The organism is Phragmitibacter flavus (genome assembly GCF_005780165.1).
GTDB lineage: Bacteria > Verrucomicrobiota > Verrucomicrobiia > Verrucomicrobiales > Verrucomicrobiaceae > Phragmitibacter > Phragmitibacter flavus.
Genome location: NZ_VAUV01000008.1, coordinates 141,196 through 156,252 on the forward strand (window position 1 = coordinate 141,196; position 15,057 = coordinate 156,252).

Below are 15,057 nucleotides of genomic sequence, written 5' to 3' on the forward strand. Positions count from 1 at the left end.
ACTGCTGCGTCGTTGAGGCTAATACATCACCGCCGAGCCGGTGTAGGGATTAATCACGAGCGTCCGGTGGTTGGCTGGCAAGCTATTCGGTGCCTTGTCCACATCCTCCACCAAGGCCAGCGTCAGCGACCAGATTGAAGCCCCCGCACCTCGAATCAAGGTGGTGCTGCCCTGTGGGGTGAAGGCAAACAATGGTGAAGTGTTGTCCTCGTCATCATCAACATCCATGGCCAACGGTGGCAGATTCACGAGCGTCGAAAAGGCGTTGTTTTCGATCATCATCACCGAAGCGTCCAGCCAGTTGACTTCGCCCAAGGGTTTCCATTCTCCCGTCGTTCGGTCCGGGGCCAGCCACTGCCAGCCCTGCGTAAGAATTGATCCCGCGTCAAGTTCGTCGGCGCGTTGCACAAACCTCATTCCCACCGGCCGGTTCTCCTTGACGGCCAACTGCGCGGCATAAGCCAGTTCGTTGATCAACCGGGCACCGGACGCCGACAATTTTTGCGCTTCCAGCGAACGACCAATGGTCGAGGTCGACATGGCAAAAAGCAGCGAAATGATCACGATGACCACCAGCAGCTCAAGCAGGGTGAAGCCGCATTGCCGCCTGGATGAAGCGGAGTTTGGCAATGTAGAGTTAGTTTTCAATGGACGTCATGAGTTTGGCCGCAGGAAGCTGCACGGCGGTGGTGAAAATCCGGTAGCCGAGCTTCCGTCCGGCCAGTTCCTGCTCCAGTTCGCGGATGTCATCTTCGTAGAGCTCCGCATCGACAAACAAACCGGTATTCATGAAAGCCTGCAATTCCATCGCTTGCGCCGCAACCTGCGTCGCCTCCATGGCATCCCAATCACGCTCGTCCAAGGCAACCAGCGTGAGCCGAATCATGGGAGGTATCTGGTGGCGTGAACGGGCGGCCAGTTCCGATGTGTCGGGCCACTGGTGGCGTCGCGAATCGTAGATGTAGTTCGGAGCGACATCGGTATCCTTGTCAGTGGTTCCCTTGGCGGCCGGCCACAATGGTTGAATGACCAGCGCCAGGATGTTCTCGGCCAATGGTTGTGAGTCTTCTGCCAGCGCGGCGCGAAACCAGTCATACAAACCCATTTGCGAAGCCTGGTCTTCGATCCACGGGATCGGCGTTGCGTCGGCATTACCGGGTGTCACCATTCGATAAAGTGACAACTTTTCGGTGGGCTGGCGAAATTCCATCAACCGAAACCGTTTGCGCTCAGGGACCGCCGGAGCGGCTAGAAATCCCGGACGACGCGGCAGATCGCTGTCAAAGCAAGCATACCAGCCCCAACCATTCATTGTGCCCGAAAGCTCCACTGGCGATAAAGCCGCCGGAGTCGTCCTGCCAGTATCGATGCTTTCCCCAACCGGTGCCTGGAAAAACAACGCATGCCCAGCCGCAAGCACGCTTTCATTCAAAAGAGTGGTTACCGGACCGGAGACAAAATGAAGCTCCGACTGCCTTTCGTAATGTTCCGGGTTGCCATCATCATCGAACTTGTAGCCCCAGTAGGAGTTCAACGTCGCTTGTGACAATCGGGCGGCTATGGCATCGAAGGCGGCCCGGGCTTCGCGAAAGGAATCCGTGCGCTCCTTGGTGTCGGTCCACGCCACCTGCGTATCGGCAAGAATGCGAGCCAGCGAAATCAGCAACAGTGAGGCCACCGCCATCGAGACCAGCAGCTCGACCAACGTAAACGCTGCGATGCTTTTACGGCTCTTCATGGTGTAGGACTGGTTGAGGGCAGCTTGTCTGTTTGGGCGAGCAACACTTGCGTGCTCCGGCACAGCTCGGGAGTCGCAAAGGCCTGCTCCGCGTTCATTCGATCGGTGACCAAAATCTGCAACGCCTTCAGTTTAGGATTGGAACCCCAATTTTCTGCCCCGGGCAGGGGTTCTGCATCTGCAACGGCGACGCGCGCGGTGAAGATTCGATCAGCCGCATCATTCTCCAGGCGCATCCCCTGTCCATCGAAGAAAAAATCTTCGCTCTCACTGGACTGCCGCTGATTCAACACCTCCTGCCAATCGCGCATGCGGTAGTCTGCGGCAACGAACTGTGCGATCCGTGCTTCCGCCGTGCGTGCGCCAGCTTCCCGAAGGGTGTTGAGGGATACCGGGATGAGTCCCACCAGAGCAGCGACCACCGATGAGGCAAGGCCCACAGAAAGCGCGGTCTCGGCCAGGGTGAATCCTTGAGATTTTCTGGTTTTGGTTTTGATTTTGGTTGGATTTAGGGATGCTGGTTTCACGGTGCGAATGTTTTTTTGTTGATGATTCGGAAGCGGTAATGATCGTCGATGGCTTCAGTGGCATTGGTATTTTCAATAAGTGCCGGCAGGGTGGGATCGTTGGGATCCACATATCGCTCGATCAGTGCGGAGCCGCGTTGTTCGGCGATGAGCGCATCAGCATTCTCATCCCATTCAGCCGCTGCACTGGAGCGTGCTTTTTTTAGTGCCTGCACCCGATAATGGACCTGAAAGGTATTGGAACGCGTGGTGAGTCGGGGATACAACTGGTTGTATGGTGACTCGCGCACGTTGTCACCGGTAAGTTCCATGCCATCTTTTTGGGTGTTGAGACTGCCATTCCACCAAGTGACCACATTCTCAAAGGTGGGATCGGGAGTGTTCATGACCCGCTGCGGATAAGTTCTGCCTTCTATCTTTTTGGGCACCAGGAATATCTCGCAAATTTCCGAAGCACTGCGGAAAATGTCACCTGCATTGAAGCGTCGATGAAAGCCTCTCATGGTTTCCTCAGCGTTGATCTCAAACATCGTTTCATACTTCAGCCAGTTATCCCAGGCCTTGTAACACTCCTGTTTCTGCTCGGCGCCAGCGCCCCATGTGGAGGCGTCGCCCGCCCATGCCACTTCCGTAGGAACGGCGCTGAGACGCGTTCCACGCAGGGCGGCATGCAGGCCGGTTTCCCGTCGTAGATAAGTGAATGGCATGATTTGTTGGTTCATGTTGATCTTGCCGGATGTGGAGAGCGGCTCACTGATCGCGTAAGGTTCCACCACCGGCATCCAGAACAGGTCGAGCAGCAGGTGATCACGTGGAGGACGAAAGCCATAATGATCCACCTGGGTCGGTTCCGCACCCGACGCCGTGCTGCGGGAAGGAGGGTTGGGACTAAACAACAAGGTCTGCCATGGCCCCACCTTGTTGCCGATGCCCGGCACGGGATGCACGCCACTCGGCAACGAACCGAACGCCACCGCCGAGGCGATTTGACGATTGGGCGCATAGTTACCGGCATCTTCGGTGTCGGTGTAATCGAACAAGCTGAAGTAACTGGTGCGATCCGTGGTGGTGTTGGTTTTGAATCCGGTGGTATCCGGTTGGTTGATATAGGGTCCATCCTCAACACGGCCAATGCCGCTGTCCCAATCACCCGGACGGCTGGCGCTGCCGGCTCCGGTATTGTAAGCGCCGTCCAGACGATACGGTGTCGCCGGTTGACAGTCCTGCCAGTAGGCCACCTCTTTTAACAATCCGTAGGGTTGGATTTGATTCAGATTGGATCCATTCAAGACATAACCTGCCGCCTGCCAGGGATGCAAGCGGCCGCCCTTGGTAGGGTAAAGCACCGATTGCTGTTCCATTCCCCGTCCATAATGTCCTTGATAACTGTTCGCCGACCTTCGCAACGTTTGCGCCATCCATGTGGTTCCTGGAATGCCCGCCGGCGCGGTTCCAGGGGTAACGCCCGTAAGATAGTCGGCATGAGGGGCATAATAAGTCGCGGGGATTTCCCGCAGTGCGCAAAGAAGCCGGTAGTCGCCTTTGTTTGGTCCGCCGGCGTGTGCCGCCACGGAACGCACGACATCACCAGGAACAAAAAGGTTCTCTGCAGGATTGTCATTCACCAAACGGCTTTGAACGCTCATTTTATTCTTCGCGTTTTCCCAGGTCCAGTCGACGTCATCCCAGCTTATCTTGGGGCGCTGGCGTGCCCGTGGGGTTGGCCAAGGCGTCGTTGAATCGGGAAAGGTTAGGTTGGCCGTTTGGATCAAGGTGGCATCGCTGATGGCTCCCGGATCAGGACTGCCAATGTGGGTTTCGATGGTGATCGGTCCTCCGGTGAAGGTAAAGGTATCACCTACGGACACGTCGACCTCCACGCTTACAAAAGGAAATTTCTCCACGGGATTGCTGCCCCCATCCACCAGCTTGGCGGTTGCCCGGGAGCGGAAGAATTGGGCGTGCAACGACGTGTAGGCGCTCGACCTCCCTTCGTCCCAGGTGTCATAGCAGGGCATGCGTGCGTGATTCACGGCATCGGCGGGAAAGCCGAGCGATGCCCCATTCACCCTCCAGGTTTCGAGACCGCGAATGCGATAATTGACATCCGGCGAATAACCTGGCAGACCCACCACGGGCGCGAAGGGTTGCAAGATCAAAAAGGCACGCATCTTGTTCGTCTTGTCGGCGATGTTGTCGCCGTCCTCGTCTTTTGGCGTGCCATCGGGCAACAGTTCGACATCGGTCGCGATGAACACCAAGGCCGCTTCAATCACACTGGGAAAGTGGCCGAAAGATTTTAACGTTTCGCCAAACGGTTCCACGCCAGCGCCATTAGTCACCACTGGAGCCGCCGAACCTTCGGCGAAAAACTCTGCGCCGTTGGCATCGGTCGACACCCGTGTCGGAGGAAGGAAACGGTATTCTGGATCGGTGTGGCGGCTCGCTGGATTCACCCCCCAGCGCACCATGTCGAACATGTTTAACAAGATCTGATTTTGGTTCCTCTCGCCATACTTGTTTCTGAAAGTTTGCGCACCGAACCCAGGCACGGGCTGTTGGGTGAGCCGTTGCAAATAGCTAAATACCTTTTGATTGCCTGCCAGTTCAAAGTCTGCCACAGGACTCTGTGAGGAGCCGCGGTTGTTTAAACTTTTCCAGGTTTCTGCGCGTTGGAAGTAACCTTGTTCTCCGGCAACATTGGCGCAGAATTCCAAAAGCTTGTCCTTCGAGTTGCGAGCCTCCGTTTCGGCCTGGATGGGCCACAGGGAAATACGCGGACGATTAAACCCGTTGGTTTCCGGCGCACGACTATGGGCGGTGAGAAAGAACCGGCCAGTCTCCAGATCCCGGGCATCAACCGATCCAGCGGATAGGTTGGGCTGCCGTTGTCCGCTGACCGGATCATATTCCGTGCCGAAGAAAAATTCATCCGTCGTGGCAAACAAACGTTCGCGTTTGAATGGCAGGCCGTTGGGGGAAGATACCAATTCGCTGCCGCCGCGTGATCCCTGACCAGATTCACCGAGGTGAATACGTGGCAATAAGTTGTAGACTCCACCAAGCCACGTCTGATACTCCGGCTTGTTGCTCACGGTGCCATCATTGATGATGTTCGGATAACGCCACCGGTAACGCGGGTCAAACCCTTGCAGAACCACACTTAGCGAAGTCATTCCCGGATGCCCAGGATACCGCTGAAACTCATTCTGTGCGGGAGGGAAATAGGCGTAGTTGCGATCCGTCCAACTGGTGGTGCGGGGCACGTCCCAAGGAGTGCCTTCGCCTGCCGTGTTGATGTTGACCTTGCAGCTTTCGTCATCCGTCCAGAAGGCGATGCGTCCAACGATCGGGTTGTTTTGCGTGACCGCATCAGGATCAAAGGTCACCTTCTCCGCAGTTCCACCCGTCGGTGCGACGAGTTTGCCATCTTGCAACACATACAACCAGCGCGTGGGCATTGGAAGTGGTTGCTGATCGGTGCCTCCAGGCACCGCCTGGGTGGTGGAGATCCCGAATCCACCCACGCCCGTATTGCCTGTTCCCGGCAACGCGGTGGGACTGAGGATGGGGTAGATTCGATCAATGGTTCCGTTGGCATTCAATCGGGCAACCGGTTCATTCAAGTCGGTGAAACGTGCCGGAGCAGTGTCCCATCCGCCCAAACTGGCCGCTTCGTCGGCCGCAACAAAGTCCGCGCCAGACTCCACCATCTTGTCGGAGCTGTATAACTTCCACACGGACTCCGTTGCAGAACGTAACTGTGCCGTCGATCCTCCACCAGGATGGGGACTGGTGCCGAACACGCGAATCATGCCCGGTTGGGAAGCCCAGGTTCTGGCCATACCCAAATCCGCCGTTGCCTGCTGAATCTGACCCATCACGATGGATGCCGGCATGTCCGACAAGGTGCGCGCCTCGGCCGTTTCACTGAAGGCCGCTGAAGACTTGGTTTCCACCGTGCCCAGAGAGAACATGGCCAGGACCAGGACCATCAGGATGGACATGATCACCAATACCAGAACCAGCACCATGCCGGATTGTGAACGGGAACGGTTTGCCGCCACCCCTTGGCGGTTAAGTCCGTAAGGTTTCATCCCCTCCCGGCAGGAAGTTGGTGGAACGGAACGGCGTCGGCGCAACACCAGGCACAAACCACCCGTCAATAAAAGCAATACCCGCCCAGGTTCAGGAACCACCGCCACTCGAACATGGTAACCGTGCTCATTGAGCAGGCTCTCCCATTTCAAACCCTCGGCCAGTTCAGGCATATCGTCAAACACCAGGTCCCCACTGTAAACGGTTGCCGCCGTTACCCCTGACCAATCAATCAAACGCCAGGTATCTCCCAGAGCCCAACCGATGAAGTCATCATTGGACAGTCCCGTGGTGTCAGTCAGACTCAGGCTCCCACTTAGTTGAACCGTCGAGTCGCTGGCGATCACCAATAAATCGTTGTTATCCAGAGGATTTAGAAGATTGTCTTCCGCGCCAACATTGTTCCAGATGTTCAACTCCAGCGTGCCGCCCAGGCTGGTAACACCGGTGCCAGAGTTAACCAGACGCAATGACTGACCTCCGAGACCGCTCGACGTCCCAACGGAAAGAAAGGAGCCGTTTCCAAGCGTGATGTTCTGCTGGCTGGAACTTAGTCCCACCTGACCGCTCCCGGCGAGCCGTCCACCGCTTTGGACCAGCACATGGCCAGCGCCGGTGGCGGAGGTTCCCAGCGCGTTGTTGGCGAGAAGCACGCCTTGTTCAATGGTCGTCGTTCCCGTGTAAGTGTTGGCAGCCGTTAGCGTAAGGATACCGAGTCCCCGCTTAGTCAAACCGCCGTCCACCACATCATCGCCATCAAGATTACTATGCTCAAGGACCTGGTTGACGGTGATATTAAATCCATTGGTGTCAAAGACGGCACCGTCATCGCGAACATTGACCCGGGTAAGCCCCTGAAGGTAAGATCCAGTGCTCTGGCTGGCCTGGAGAGTGCCTCCGTTAAAGTTAAGGATGCCGGAAGATCCGCCGCCTTTTGCAACCCCACCGGTAGTCAAAGTGCCGCCATCGAGATTGACCTCCCCGACACCACCACCTTGGGCAATTCTGGTGTAGCCTGTCACCCCGGTGGTAACCACGCCCTCGGCGGATAGAGTCAACGTGCCGTCGCCTCCCTCCCCGACCCATAGCTCGTTGGTGGCGTTGAAGGTTCCGCCGCTGACATTCAGTGTGGAGGTGCCTCCTGCAAATGAACTTAACACCGTCTGGCCGCCAGTGGTGGCCGCATTGACGGTGCCCCCGGTGAGGTTGTAAGTCCCGTTTCCTCCATTGTCCCGCCCGATGACAAACCAGTTATTCGAGGAAACCGTTCCGGACGATTGGTTAAAGACCCCAGTTCCATTTTGACCAACCCATAACTCGCCGGATGCGTTCAACGTTCCTCCCGTCATGTGGTAAGTTCCATTGGCACCGGTGGCATTGCCTACGATGAAAAGGTCCGCACTGAGGCTGCCGCCCGATTGATTCATCACACCAATGGCGGTGGCGTTTTCAGAGGAATACGGGCTCTGCCCCACGCTGAAGGTTCCTCCTGAAATGATGGCCCCGCCATTCAGGTTGAGTGTGCCAGTCCCCCCCGAGCCCCCGATCGCGAATCCGAAATTGGAATTCACTGTTCCTGCGTCGACCGTCAACACGCCGGTTGGATAGTCGGCATTTCCCCACGAACTATGGCCAACGTTGACATAATTGAAAGAGGCGCTGCCCGTCGTATTGATGTTCATCGTGCCATTGCCTGAACCATGTCCTATGGAGGCGTCGCCGGTTGCGCTGATGCTGCCAGAACCAGTCAGGTTGTAGGTGCCTGTGCCATACAAACCGACGTTGAACCACCCGGTGGTTAAGGTGCCTGCGGAATGGGCAACGGTCGCACTCCCAAACCATCGACCCGCTTCAAACCCCGCCACGGTCTCATCGCTGCTGATGGTGACTGTGCCGTTGATTAATGCGTTGTCAGCGGAAGTCGGCTTCGCATCGCCCTCCCAATTTGCAGCGGTGCTGAAATTGGTGTCCTCCCCACCTCCAGAGTCCCAGACAAAGTCGGCTGCCTCCAACATCTGAAAACAGAAGATGGAGCAAACCGTCAAAAGGCTGGAAGCGCGCAATGGATTTTTCATACTTCCCTTGAAAATAAATCTTCCGTGCTTTGGGAACAATAGGTGCAAACACCTAGCCTCTTGATGATGAACGCCCTTTCCACTGCGGAGCCGTCGTTTTCCCGGGGTTGACCGTGATTTCCGCGCCGATATCCCAACCGTGGCGGCAGGATTTGTTTTGCATGCGATTGGAAAAATTGCTAAATCCTCAATCCGATGATTTGCAGAATTCTTCTATTTCTCGCCTTCGGACACCAAGCGATGGCTCAGGTTCACCCTGGACTGCAGAGCCACGAAGCGTTCATCAGGGAGATCGCGAACAAAAAGTGGGAGTGTTCCTACACGAGTTATCCCGAACTGCGATTTCACGAGAACAAAATCGAGATCCTCGCCGGTGATGAGAGGGTGACTTCTGAATTGACCAAAGTCAGCCATCCCGAGCCTGGCATCATCCGCGTCGATTACGAGTCTGGCGACATGACGCTTTTCACCTTTTCAGATGATCTACAGACCTTCGTCGTCGCCTACATGGAGGAAATCAGCGAGTTCACCGTGCCGGGTGCCGCCGCTCCTCAAAAGTTGCCGTCAACAACCGCTGATAAACCCGTTGAGATCGAATTCAAAGATCATCCTTACTGGAAAAAAAGCCGTCTTCACGCCGACAAAATGGAGGTCCTGGACGAAAGCGGCGTGCCCTTTGCAACCAATCAGAGCATCGGATACCTCCCGCATGTCCAAGGAATCATCCTGCCCGAAAAGACCGTTGGCGCAGTGATCATGTCGCGAAAGTCTCCTGGTGGATGGTATCTGCGGGGTCATAACGTGGGAACCGGTGTTCGCACTGAGAAATCAGGTTATTTCCGACCTTTCCTCGCCAGTAAACTGGAAAACTTCCCCCTCCGCTCGGCTCATTTCAATCACCCTCTGTTGCTCGCGGGTTTCGACCAACTTGCCTCAGCTCAGGAGCGCTACAGCATTCAGCTGGCGATCGACAACTATGGGGAAACCTCAGCACAGGTGGCCAGCTGTTACCATGAGATGGGCAAACTTCGCGGTTATGCCCGTAGCTACATGGGGGCGCCCGGACTGCTCAAACAAGGCTTCGATCATCTCCAGAAAAATTATGCTGACGACAAGACCCGGATCTTGGAATACGGCACCGACCTGGCCGAAGCTCAATGTGATGCCGGTGAATTTTCCGCCGCTAAAGCTACGTTGTCCGGCATCTATACCCTGCTTTCGCCCGCAGGAGGCGAAGTGCGCAGCCGCTTCTTTTTCTTCAAAGCACTGGGGACGGCTGAATTTGGTTTGCGTGCCTACCCCCAGGCGGCCCAACATTTTCAATCCAATTTAAAACTGACCACCGACGCTGGATTGAAATTTGATGCCATCCAATGCCTCCTGGACATCATCCCGTGTCACCTGGCTCAAAATCAACTCGGACCTGCCAGCGCAACCCTCAAACAATGCATGGCCGTCCAAGATCAAATGACCACCGAATCCAAGAATCGAAACTTCGACACCTGGAAGCTCGCCTTCGCCTGCGTCGCCATGGGTGAAACCGAGAGCGCCATCAAATACGCCCCCACCCGTCCCCGACGCAATTCTGTGACCTATGAGGAATATGGTCGGCTTGTCAGTCTGTTTCATGGTGGCGACCGTCCAGGTGCCCAGAAACTTGCCAAAGAGTTCATGGGGCGCTTCCAAAATATCGCGGAGATCAACATCCGTGACGACATCGATCCCATCACCGTCAAACTCACCCAAGCCATTGCGGACCCTTCGCCCGCCAATGTCACCGCGCTGGAGCAACTTTGGGCCACCCAGGTGGAGAGCTTGCGCAATCGCCCCCTGAAAAACTATCTGTTCGCCCGCGTGATGGTGGTCACACTTAACAAGCTCAAGAGCGGTCGCTGATTGATTGATTGACCAGGAAGTGAGGGGTATGGCAGCGCATGCATTTTTTACTCACGAATGACGACGGTATTGACGCCCCGGGCCTGGCGGCCCTTTCACAGGCGGTCGGATTGATCCGTGGTGCCACGTTCACCATCGTCGCGCCCGCCACCGAGCAGTCGGAGTGCGGACACCGCCTCACCACGCGGGTGCCATTGATCCTCCAGCAATTGGACGAACACCGCTACAGCCTCAACGGAAGCCCGGCAGACTGCACCCGGGTCGCCTTGCATCATTTAAAATTGAAGCCCGACTGGGTGTTTGCCGGCATCAACTCGGGTGGCAACATGGGTCAGGACCTGGCAGTGTCCGGCACCGTGGCCGCGGTTCGTGAAGCGGCCTATCATGACGTGCCCGCAGCAGCGTTTTCCCATTATCTGATTCGCGAAATTGAACTCGATTGGTCAAGGGCCGCCCGCTGGGTCGCCGAGCTGATCACCACGCGACTTCTTCCTACCTCACCCCCAATCGGCCAGTTCTACAACTTCAATCTGCCTCATCATCCGCCCGGAGCCCTGTCCTTGCCTGGCGTCGTGGAAAGCGCCCCCGCCCGATCGCCACTGCCTGTGGTGTATGCCCCGCTCACTCTGGCCGATGGCACCACTCAATTGATGTATGGAGGCCGTTATCCCGACCGCGGGCGCGATCCCGGTTCCGATGTGGAAGCGTGTTTTTCAGGCCATGTTTCGATGAGCACCCTGCATCTTCCAAGTTAACCTGCACCCGCATCCGCACCCGCTGGTTTCTTCAGCTTTGGTCCCTGGGATTGGGTCCAGCGAAACCCATTCCCGGTTGCCTCAGGCAGTTCGATCCATTCGCCTTCATAGGCCTTGTCGGTGCGCAGTTTCCACTGCTCGTCCTGGACCTCATGCAGGGCCCGATTGCTGTCCTTCGCCTCGCGACGCATCATCAAAGTGCGGTCCTCGTTCTCCGCGTTGACGGTCCGCTCCACATAATCGCCCCAGTCGCCGGCCGGCTTCTCGCGCAGGTGCAGCAGGCCGCGATGATCCTCCCCCACCAGACGGTTGTCCTTGAGCTTTTGGATTTCGGCCATGCGATTGCGCTGACGCTCCACCGCCTCCTCATAACTGACATTGGCCGCATCGGGTGCGGAAGGTTCGTCGCCTTTGTATTGATAGACATCCAGCCGCATCGTGACGTCGACCTTGATGGGCTCGGGAGTCGACAGGCTGATCGCGGGCAACGAACACGAAGCCAAAAACAGCCCGGGCATGAGGCCCAGCCCAATCGAAACTAATGCAGGATGACTCGTCATTCAGTGGTGGTCAGAGGTTTGTCGTCAGCAGTCCAGCGGTGATCATACACGTTGATGTCAAAATTGCGCGAGCCATGTGGACCGGTAAATCGCACCTCGCCTTTGCCTTCGCGACCATACAACCGGAACTCCGCCGCCGCCTGGTCATACTCGAAATCACGCAACGTTTCCAGTCCGATTTGAGTCATCTGTTTCTCCAGTTGGGTCCAGTCACCCGGCAGGCTCTTGACGGCATCATTAAGCGCAGTGATGGAAAATTTCCCCGGACTATCGTTCTTGAAATTGCCGTCGGCCTGAAACAATTCGTGCATGTTTCCTTGTGCCACGAGGGTGGCATCGACATTGCCCTGCATGAAAAAATAGGTGGGGAATAATTTTTGGGTCAGTTCATTGGTCTGCACTTTTTTTCCACCAATCCACCCATCCCAGCTATAGGTGTCGTCATTATAAACATTGACCTCGCCGTTCACATAACCCTCGTAAGCCTCGGCACCGAACTTCGCATAAATCCCGGCGGCATCGTAAGTGATGGTCAGATACGCCTTGCCGGTTTGCAGTTCCTTCCAACGAATCCGATCCACCTCAAAGGTCTCCACCAGGTTGTTGTCCTTGTCTTTGAGAGGCAGGTTGAACCGCACGCTGCCGTGCATGCCTTCGAGTTGAAGTTTGTATTCATCCAGGGTGTAGACGTCCGCAGGGATTTGCAGTTCTGCCTCCAACGTGCCGCGCACCACCTCCGTATTGATGTCGAACGGCAACGGTTTGCCAAAACCCTTCAGCGGCTTGCCTTTCGGCGCGAGGATCAGCTTCCCACTATGAATCTGCAATTGCCGGATGCTCCACGCGGCCTCCGCAGGCGTGGGTTCGGCATCGATCAGGGCGCTCGCCGCTTTCAAGGCAAACGCCTCGTCATCGGTCACCATCTGCGCCCCGCCCGGCGGACTTTCGGCACCCTTGCTGACGTATTTGCGGTAGTAGTCCACATACCAAAACAAATCCTCGCCGACATACAGGGTGGGGCTGACGACTTCGATTTTGTCGATCTGCTTGTTCATCAACCCCTGGAGGGTGAAATGCACAAAGATGCTGTCCAACTCCGCCACCGCACGCAGCGGCTCGTAGGGCGAAGGAATGGTGAGATTCGCCAGCTCGATGCGCTGGGAGGCCAGGTTGCGCGTCAGGTCTTCTGCCAGCAGAGGACTGTTGGTGGCGTGAAATTCGAGGTTGAACTTCACGGCGGGCAACCCCGGAACCAGATTGGCAATCGTGATGCTGCTCTGGGTGATGTCGAGCTGTCCGACATGCCAGGGTCTGCCGCTTTCTGCTTTAGGCGCCGCTGGTGCTGTTCGGGCAGGTTCATCAAGCACCGGAGCCGCAGCCGCCGCTTTTTCGTTGCTGTCGATCAATCCCATCAACGCATCACCAGCCTCCAGACTCGCACCTTCCAGTCGCATCGACTCGATCCGCCGTTTGGTCCACATCTCGGACAGTTTCACCGTCCCTTCGAATGAGGAGAAATTCGCCACGGGGAATGGCAGGCGGGAGAGAGTGGGCAACCGCGCCTCCACATCGTCGAGCCGGATTTTTTGCACCTTGCCGTGGGATAAATCCAGGGTGGTGATGTTGATGTTTCCTCGCGCCTCGACGGGTTCGGGTGCAAGCACCAGCAGATCGCTGACGCCTTCCGCGAGGGTGAGTTCATCAAAATTCAGTTTTTGCCACCAGGGGGATTCGGTTTTCGGCTCCTCCTGGTCCTGATCGGCAGGGGCCGCCGGAGCCGTGGTTTTGGACGCCGCAAGCCAGGGCGTGTTCCCATCCCGCATCAGCAATGACGGTTTTCTGAGGACCAGCTTTTGCACATGAAAGTCTTTGTTCCATCGATCTGGAATCATTGCGAGTTCACCAAAAGGCAGCTCAAAAAACGGCTTCGGCTTCACCCCGGGCTCACCGTCCTTTTCCGGAAACTGCAACAGCCCGTTGATCACGGTCAACACCTGCGGCGAAGCCGATTGCCAGCCCTCCTGATTGATCCGCAGTGCCTTCACCTCAAGGCTGGCGTCCGCGTTCAAATGGAAGGACATCAGCGCCTCATCTTCCAATCGGACTTCGGCTTTTTCAATGCCACCATCCGCCACTTCAATTTCCCACGGAGCCGCCGCAACGGGATCTGCGACGATTGGTGGAACCTCATCAGATTTCGCCAAAAAGCTTTCACGCAAAGTTTTCGTCCAGGCAATTTCGGGCTGCTTGAAGAGGAGTTTCTTGAACTGCCAGCGCTTGAGATCCTGCAGCGTCTCGATCTCCCATTCAATCTGCGGAATTCGCACATGACCTGCGTTCTCCGGCGTTTCAATGGCCAGTCTTTCCAGATGCCATTGCTGTGGCCCCGTTTGAAGTTGTCCGCCAAGCTCCCAACGCAAAGCCGAAGTCTCCCCATTCATCGTCCCGCGAATGTCCGGCAAAAAAACGCCGCTCTTGTTCTCGGCATCAAATCCATCCGCCTTGAATGCCAATCCCTCCACTCTGATTTCGTTGACCTCAATCCCCCGAATCATGGGTGGAGCCGGATCAGCTGCGACGTCGACCACCGGAGGCAGAGTTGCTGACTCCCGCGAAGCAAACAGACTCATCAGCGTCGGCGTGAGGTGAAGCGTCGATTCACGAATTTCCACGTTTGCCAACTTGAGCACTCCGTCCTGCACCTGTCCTTTCAATTCCAGATGCTGGACCGAAAACGGTGGCTCACCATTGCCTGCATTGACTCGACCATCTTCAATGACCAGACGTTGCAGTCCACTGTTGACCATCCCGGCAGCGTCCCGAACCAGTTGCTCACCTTCATAGTTTAGCTTTAACTCCACCGCTGTATCATCGTTCATGCGCAGTTTGATCAGCGCATCTTTGATGGTGATACCGCCCACATAAAACGGCGCCGGAGGAGCCTGGTTTGGCACGTCATCGGGTGAAGCTTGCAGCCATCGCCGCAGTTGCGCTTCGCCGATGTCCACCTGCGGGTGATCAAGCACCAGTTCCCCAATTTTACCCTCCAACAACTCTCGCCAGCCCGGATGGACCGTAAAAAGAGGCAGCCTGAGCAGTTCCCCACCCGTCAACCGGTCTTTGACGACCAGGTCAGTTCCATTGACGCGACCCTCACCGCTCAAATCGACGGTCCCGACGGTGATTTCATACGGCTCAAGGTAAGTAAGCGCCCGGTTGGTGAGCGACACGCGGTAAACATAAGCCATCCAAGCGCTGCCCATCAGAAGCAAAATTGCCAACACCGACGTCCATGCCGCCCAACGGAACAGACGTCTCCATCGCGAACGACGCTTGGGTTTGGCTGGTTCACCCGGCATGAGTTGCTCATCTTACCCGCCGCTGAACGAAGAGCAAGCATGCAGGGCG

8 protein-coding genes are annotated in these 15,057 nt (G+C 56.5%); 2 read left to right on the forward strand and 6 right to left on the reverse strand.

From position 1 onward, the window contains the following. Nucleotides 1-18: 18 nt before the first annotated feature. From vccD to vccA, 4 genes are read right to left on the reverse strand one after another with little or no spacing between them, the layout of a single operon-like run. Nucleotides 19-648 carry a Verru_Chthon cassette protein D gene (gene vccD, locus FEM03_RS11985; protein WP_338089873.1) on the reverse strand — a complete coding sequence of 210 codons (630 nt, stop codon included), beginning with the start codon at nt 646-648 and terminating at the stop codon, nt 19-21. Beyond that, nucleotides 638-1,738 carry a Verru_Chthon cassette protein C gene (gene vccC / locus FEM03_RS11990; RefSeq protein WP_138086505.1) on the reverse strand — a complete coding sequence of 367 codons (1,101 nt, stop codon included), beginning with the start codon at nt 1,736-1,738 and terminating at the stop codon, nt 638-640. Before vccC ends, vccD begins: the two co-directional genes overlap by 11 nt. Continuing rightward, nucleotides 1,735-2,265 (reverse strand): Verru_Chthon cassette protein B, encoded by a 531-nt coding sequence (vccB, locus tag FEM03_RS11995; protein ID WP_240772755.1) that lies wholly within the window; start codon nt 2,263-2,265, stop codon nt 1,735-1,737. The genes vccC and vccB overlap by 4 nt, the downstream gene beginning before the upstream one ends. Beyond that, the gene (gene vccA, locus FEM03_RS12000; protein WP_138086506.1) at nt 2,262-8,438 is read right to left on the reverse strand and encodes a Verru_Chthon cassette protein A; all 6,177 of its coding nucleotides are present in this window, start codon (nt 8,436-8,438) and stop codon (nt 2,262-2,264) included. The genes vccB and vccA overlap by 4 nt, the downstream gene beginning before the upstream one ends. Nucleotides 8,439-8,678: 240 nt before the next feature. On the opposite strand from vccA, the gene FEM03_RS12005 reads away from it, so the two are divergent. Both FEM03_RS12005 and surE read left to right on the forward strand, forming a co-directional pair. Next, the gene (locus FEM03_RS12005; RefSeq protein ID WP_138086507.1) at nt 8,679-10,334 is read left to right on the forward strand and encodes a hypothetical protein; all 1,656 of its coding nucleotides are present in this window, start codon (nt 8,679-8,681) and stop codon (nt 10,332-10,334) included. Between the two features lie 38 nt (nt 10,335-10,372). Then, on the forward strand, nt 10,373-11,089 hold the full coding sequence (surE, locus tag FEM03_RS12010) for a 5'/3'-nucleotidase SurE (RefSeq protein ID WP_138086508.1): 717 nt from the start codon (nt 10,373-10,375) through the stop codon (nt 11,087-11,089). Here surE and FEM03_RS12015 read toward each other — a convergent pair. Continuing rightward, nucleotides 11,086-11,607: a DUF1318 domain-containing protein gene (locus tag FEM03_RS12015; protein ID WP_166442808.1), complete on the reverse strand. Its 522-nt coding sequence runs from the start codon at nt 11,605-11,607 to the stop codon at nt 11,086-11,088. The two genes, surE and FEM03_RS12015, sit on opposite strands and share 4 nt — an antisense overlap. A gap of 38 nt (nt 11,608-11,645) precedes the next feature. Further along, nucleotides 11,646-15,008, reverse strand: a complete 3,363-nt coding sequence (locus tag FEM03_RS12020) for a hypothetical protein (protein ID WP_138086510.1) — start codon at nt 15,006-15,008, stop codon at nt 11,646-11,648. Nucleotides 15,009-15,057 lie beyond the last annotated feature (49 nt).

Coding starts and splice junctions, on each gene's coding strand:
- FEM03_RS12015 (WP_166442808.1), bottom strand. CDS start 11,607: ATGCCCGGGCTGTTTTTGGCTTCGTGTTCGTTGCCCGCGATCAGCCTG.
- FEM03_RS12020 (WP_138086510.1), bottom strand. CDS start 15,008: ATGCCGGGTGAACCAGCCAAACCCAAGCGTCGTTCGCGATGGAGACGT.
- FEM03_RS12005 (WP_138086507.1), top strand. CDS start 8,679: ATGGCTCAGGTTCACCCTGGACTGCAGAGCCACGAAGCGTTCATCAGG.
- surE (WP_138086508.1), top strand. CDS start 10,373: ATGCATTTTTTACTCACGAATGACGACGGTATTGACGCCCCGGGCCTG.
- vccC (WP_138086505.1), bottom strand. CDS start 1,738: ATGAAGAGCCGTAAAAGCATCGCAGCGTTTACGTTGGTCGAGCTGCTG.
- vccA (WP_138086506.1), bottom strand. CDS start 8,438: ATGAAAAATCCATTGCGCGCTTCCAGCCTTTTGACGGTTTGCTCCATC.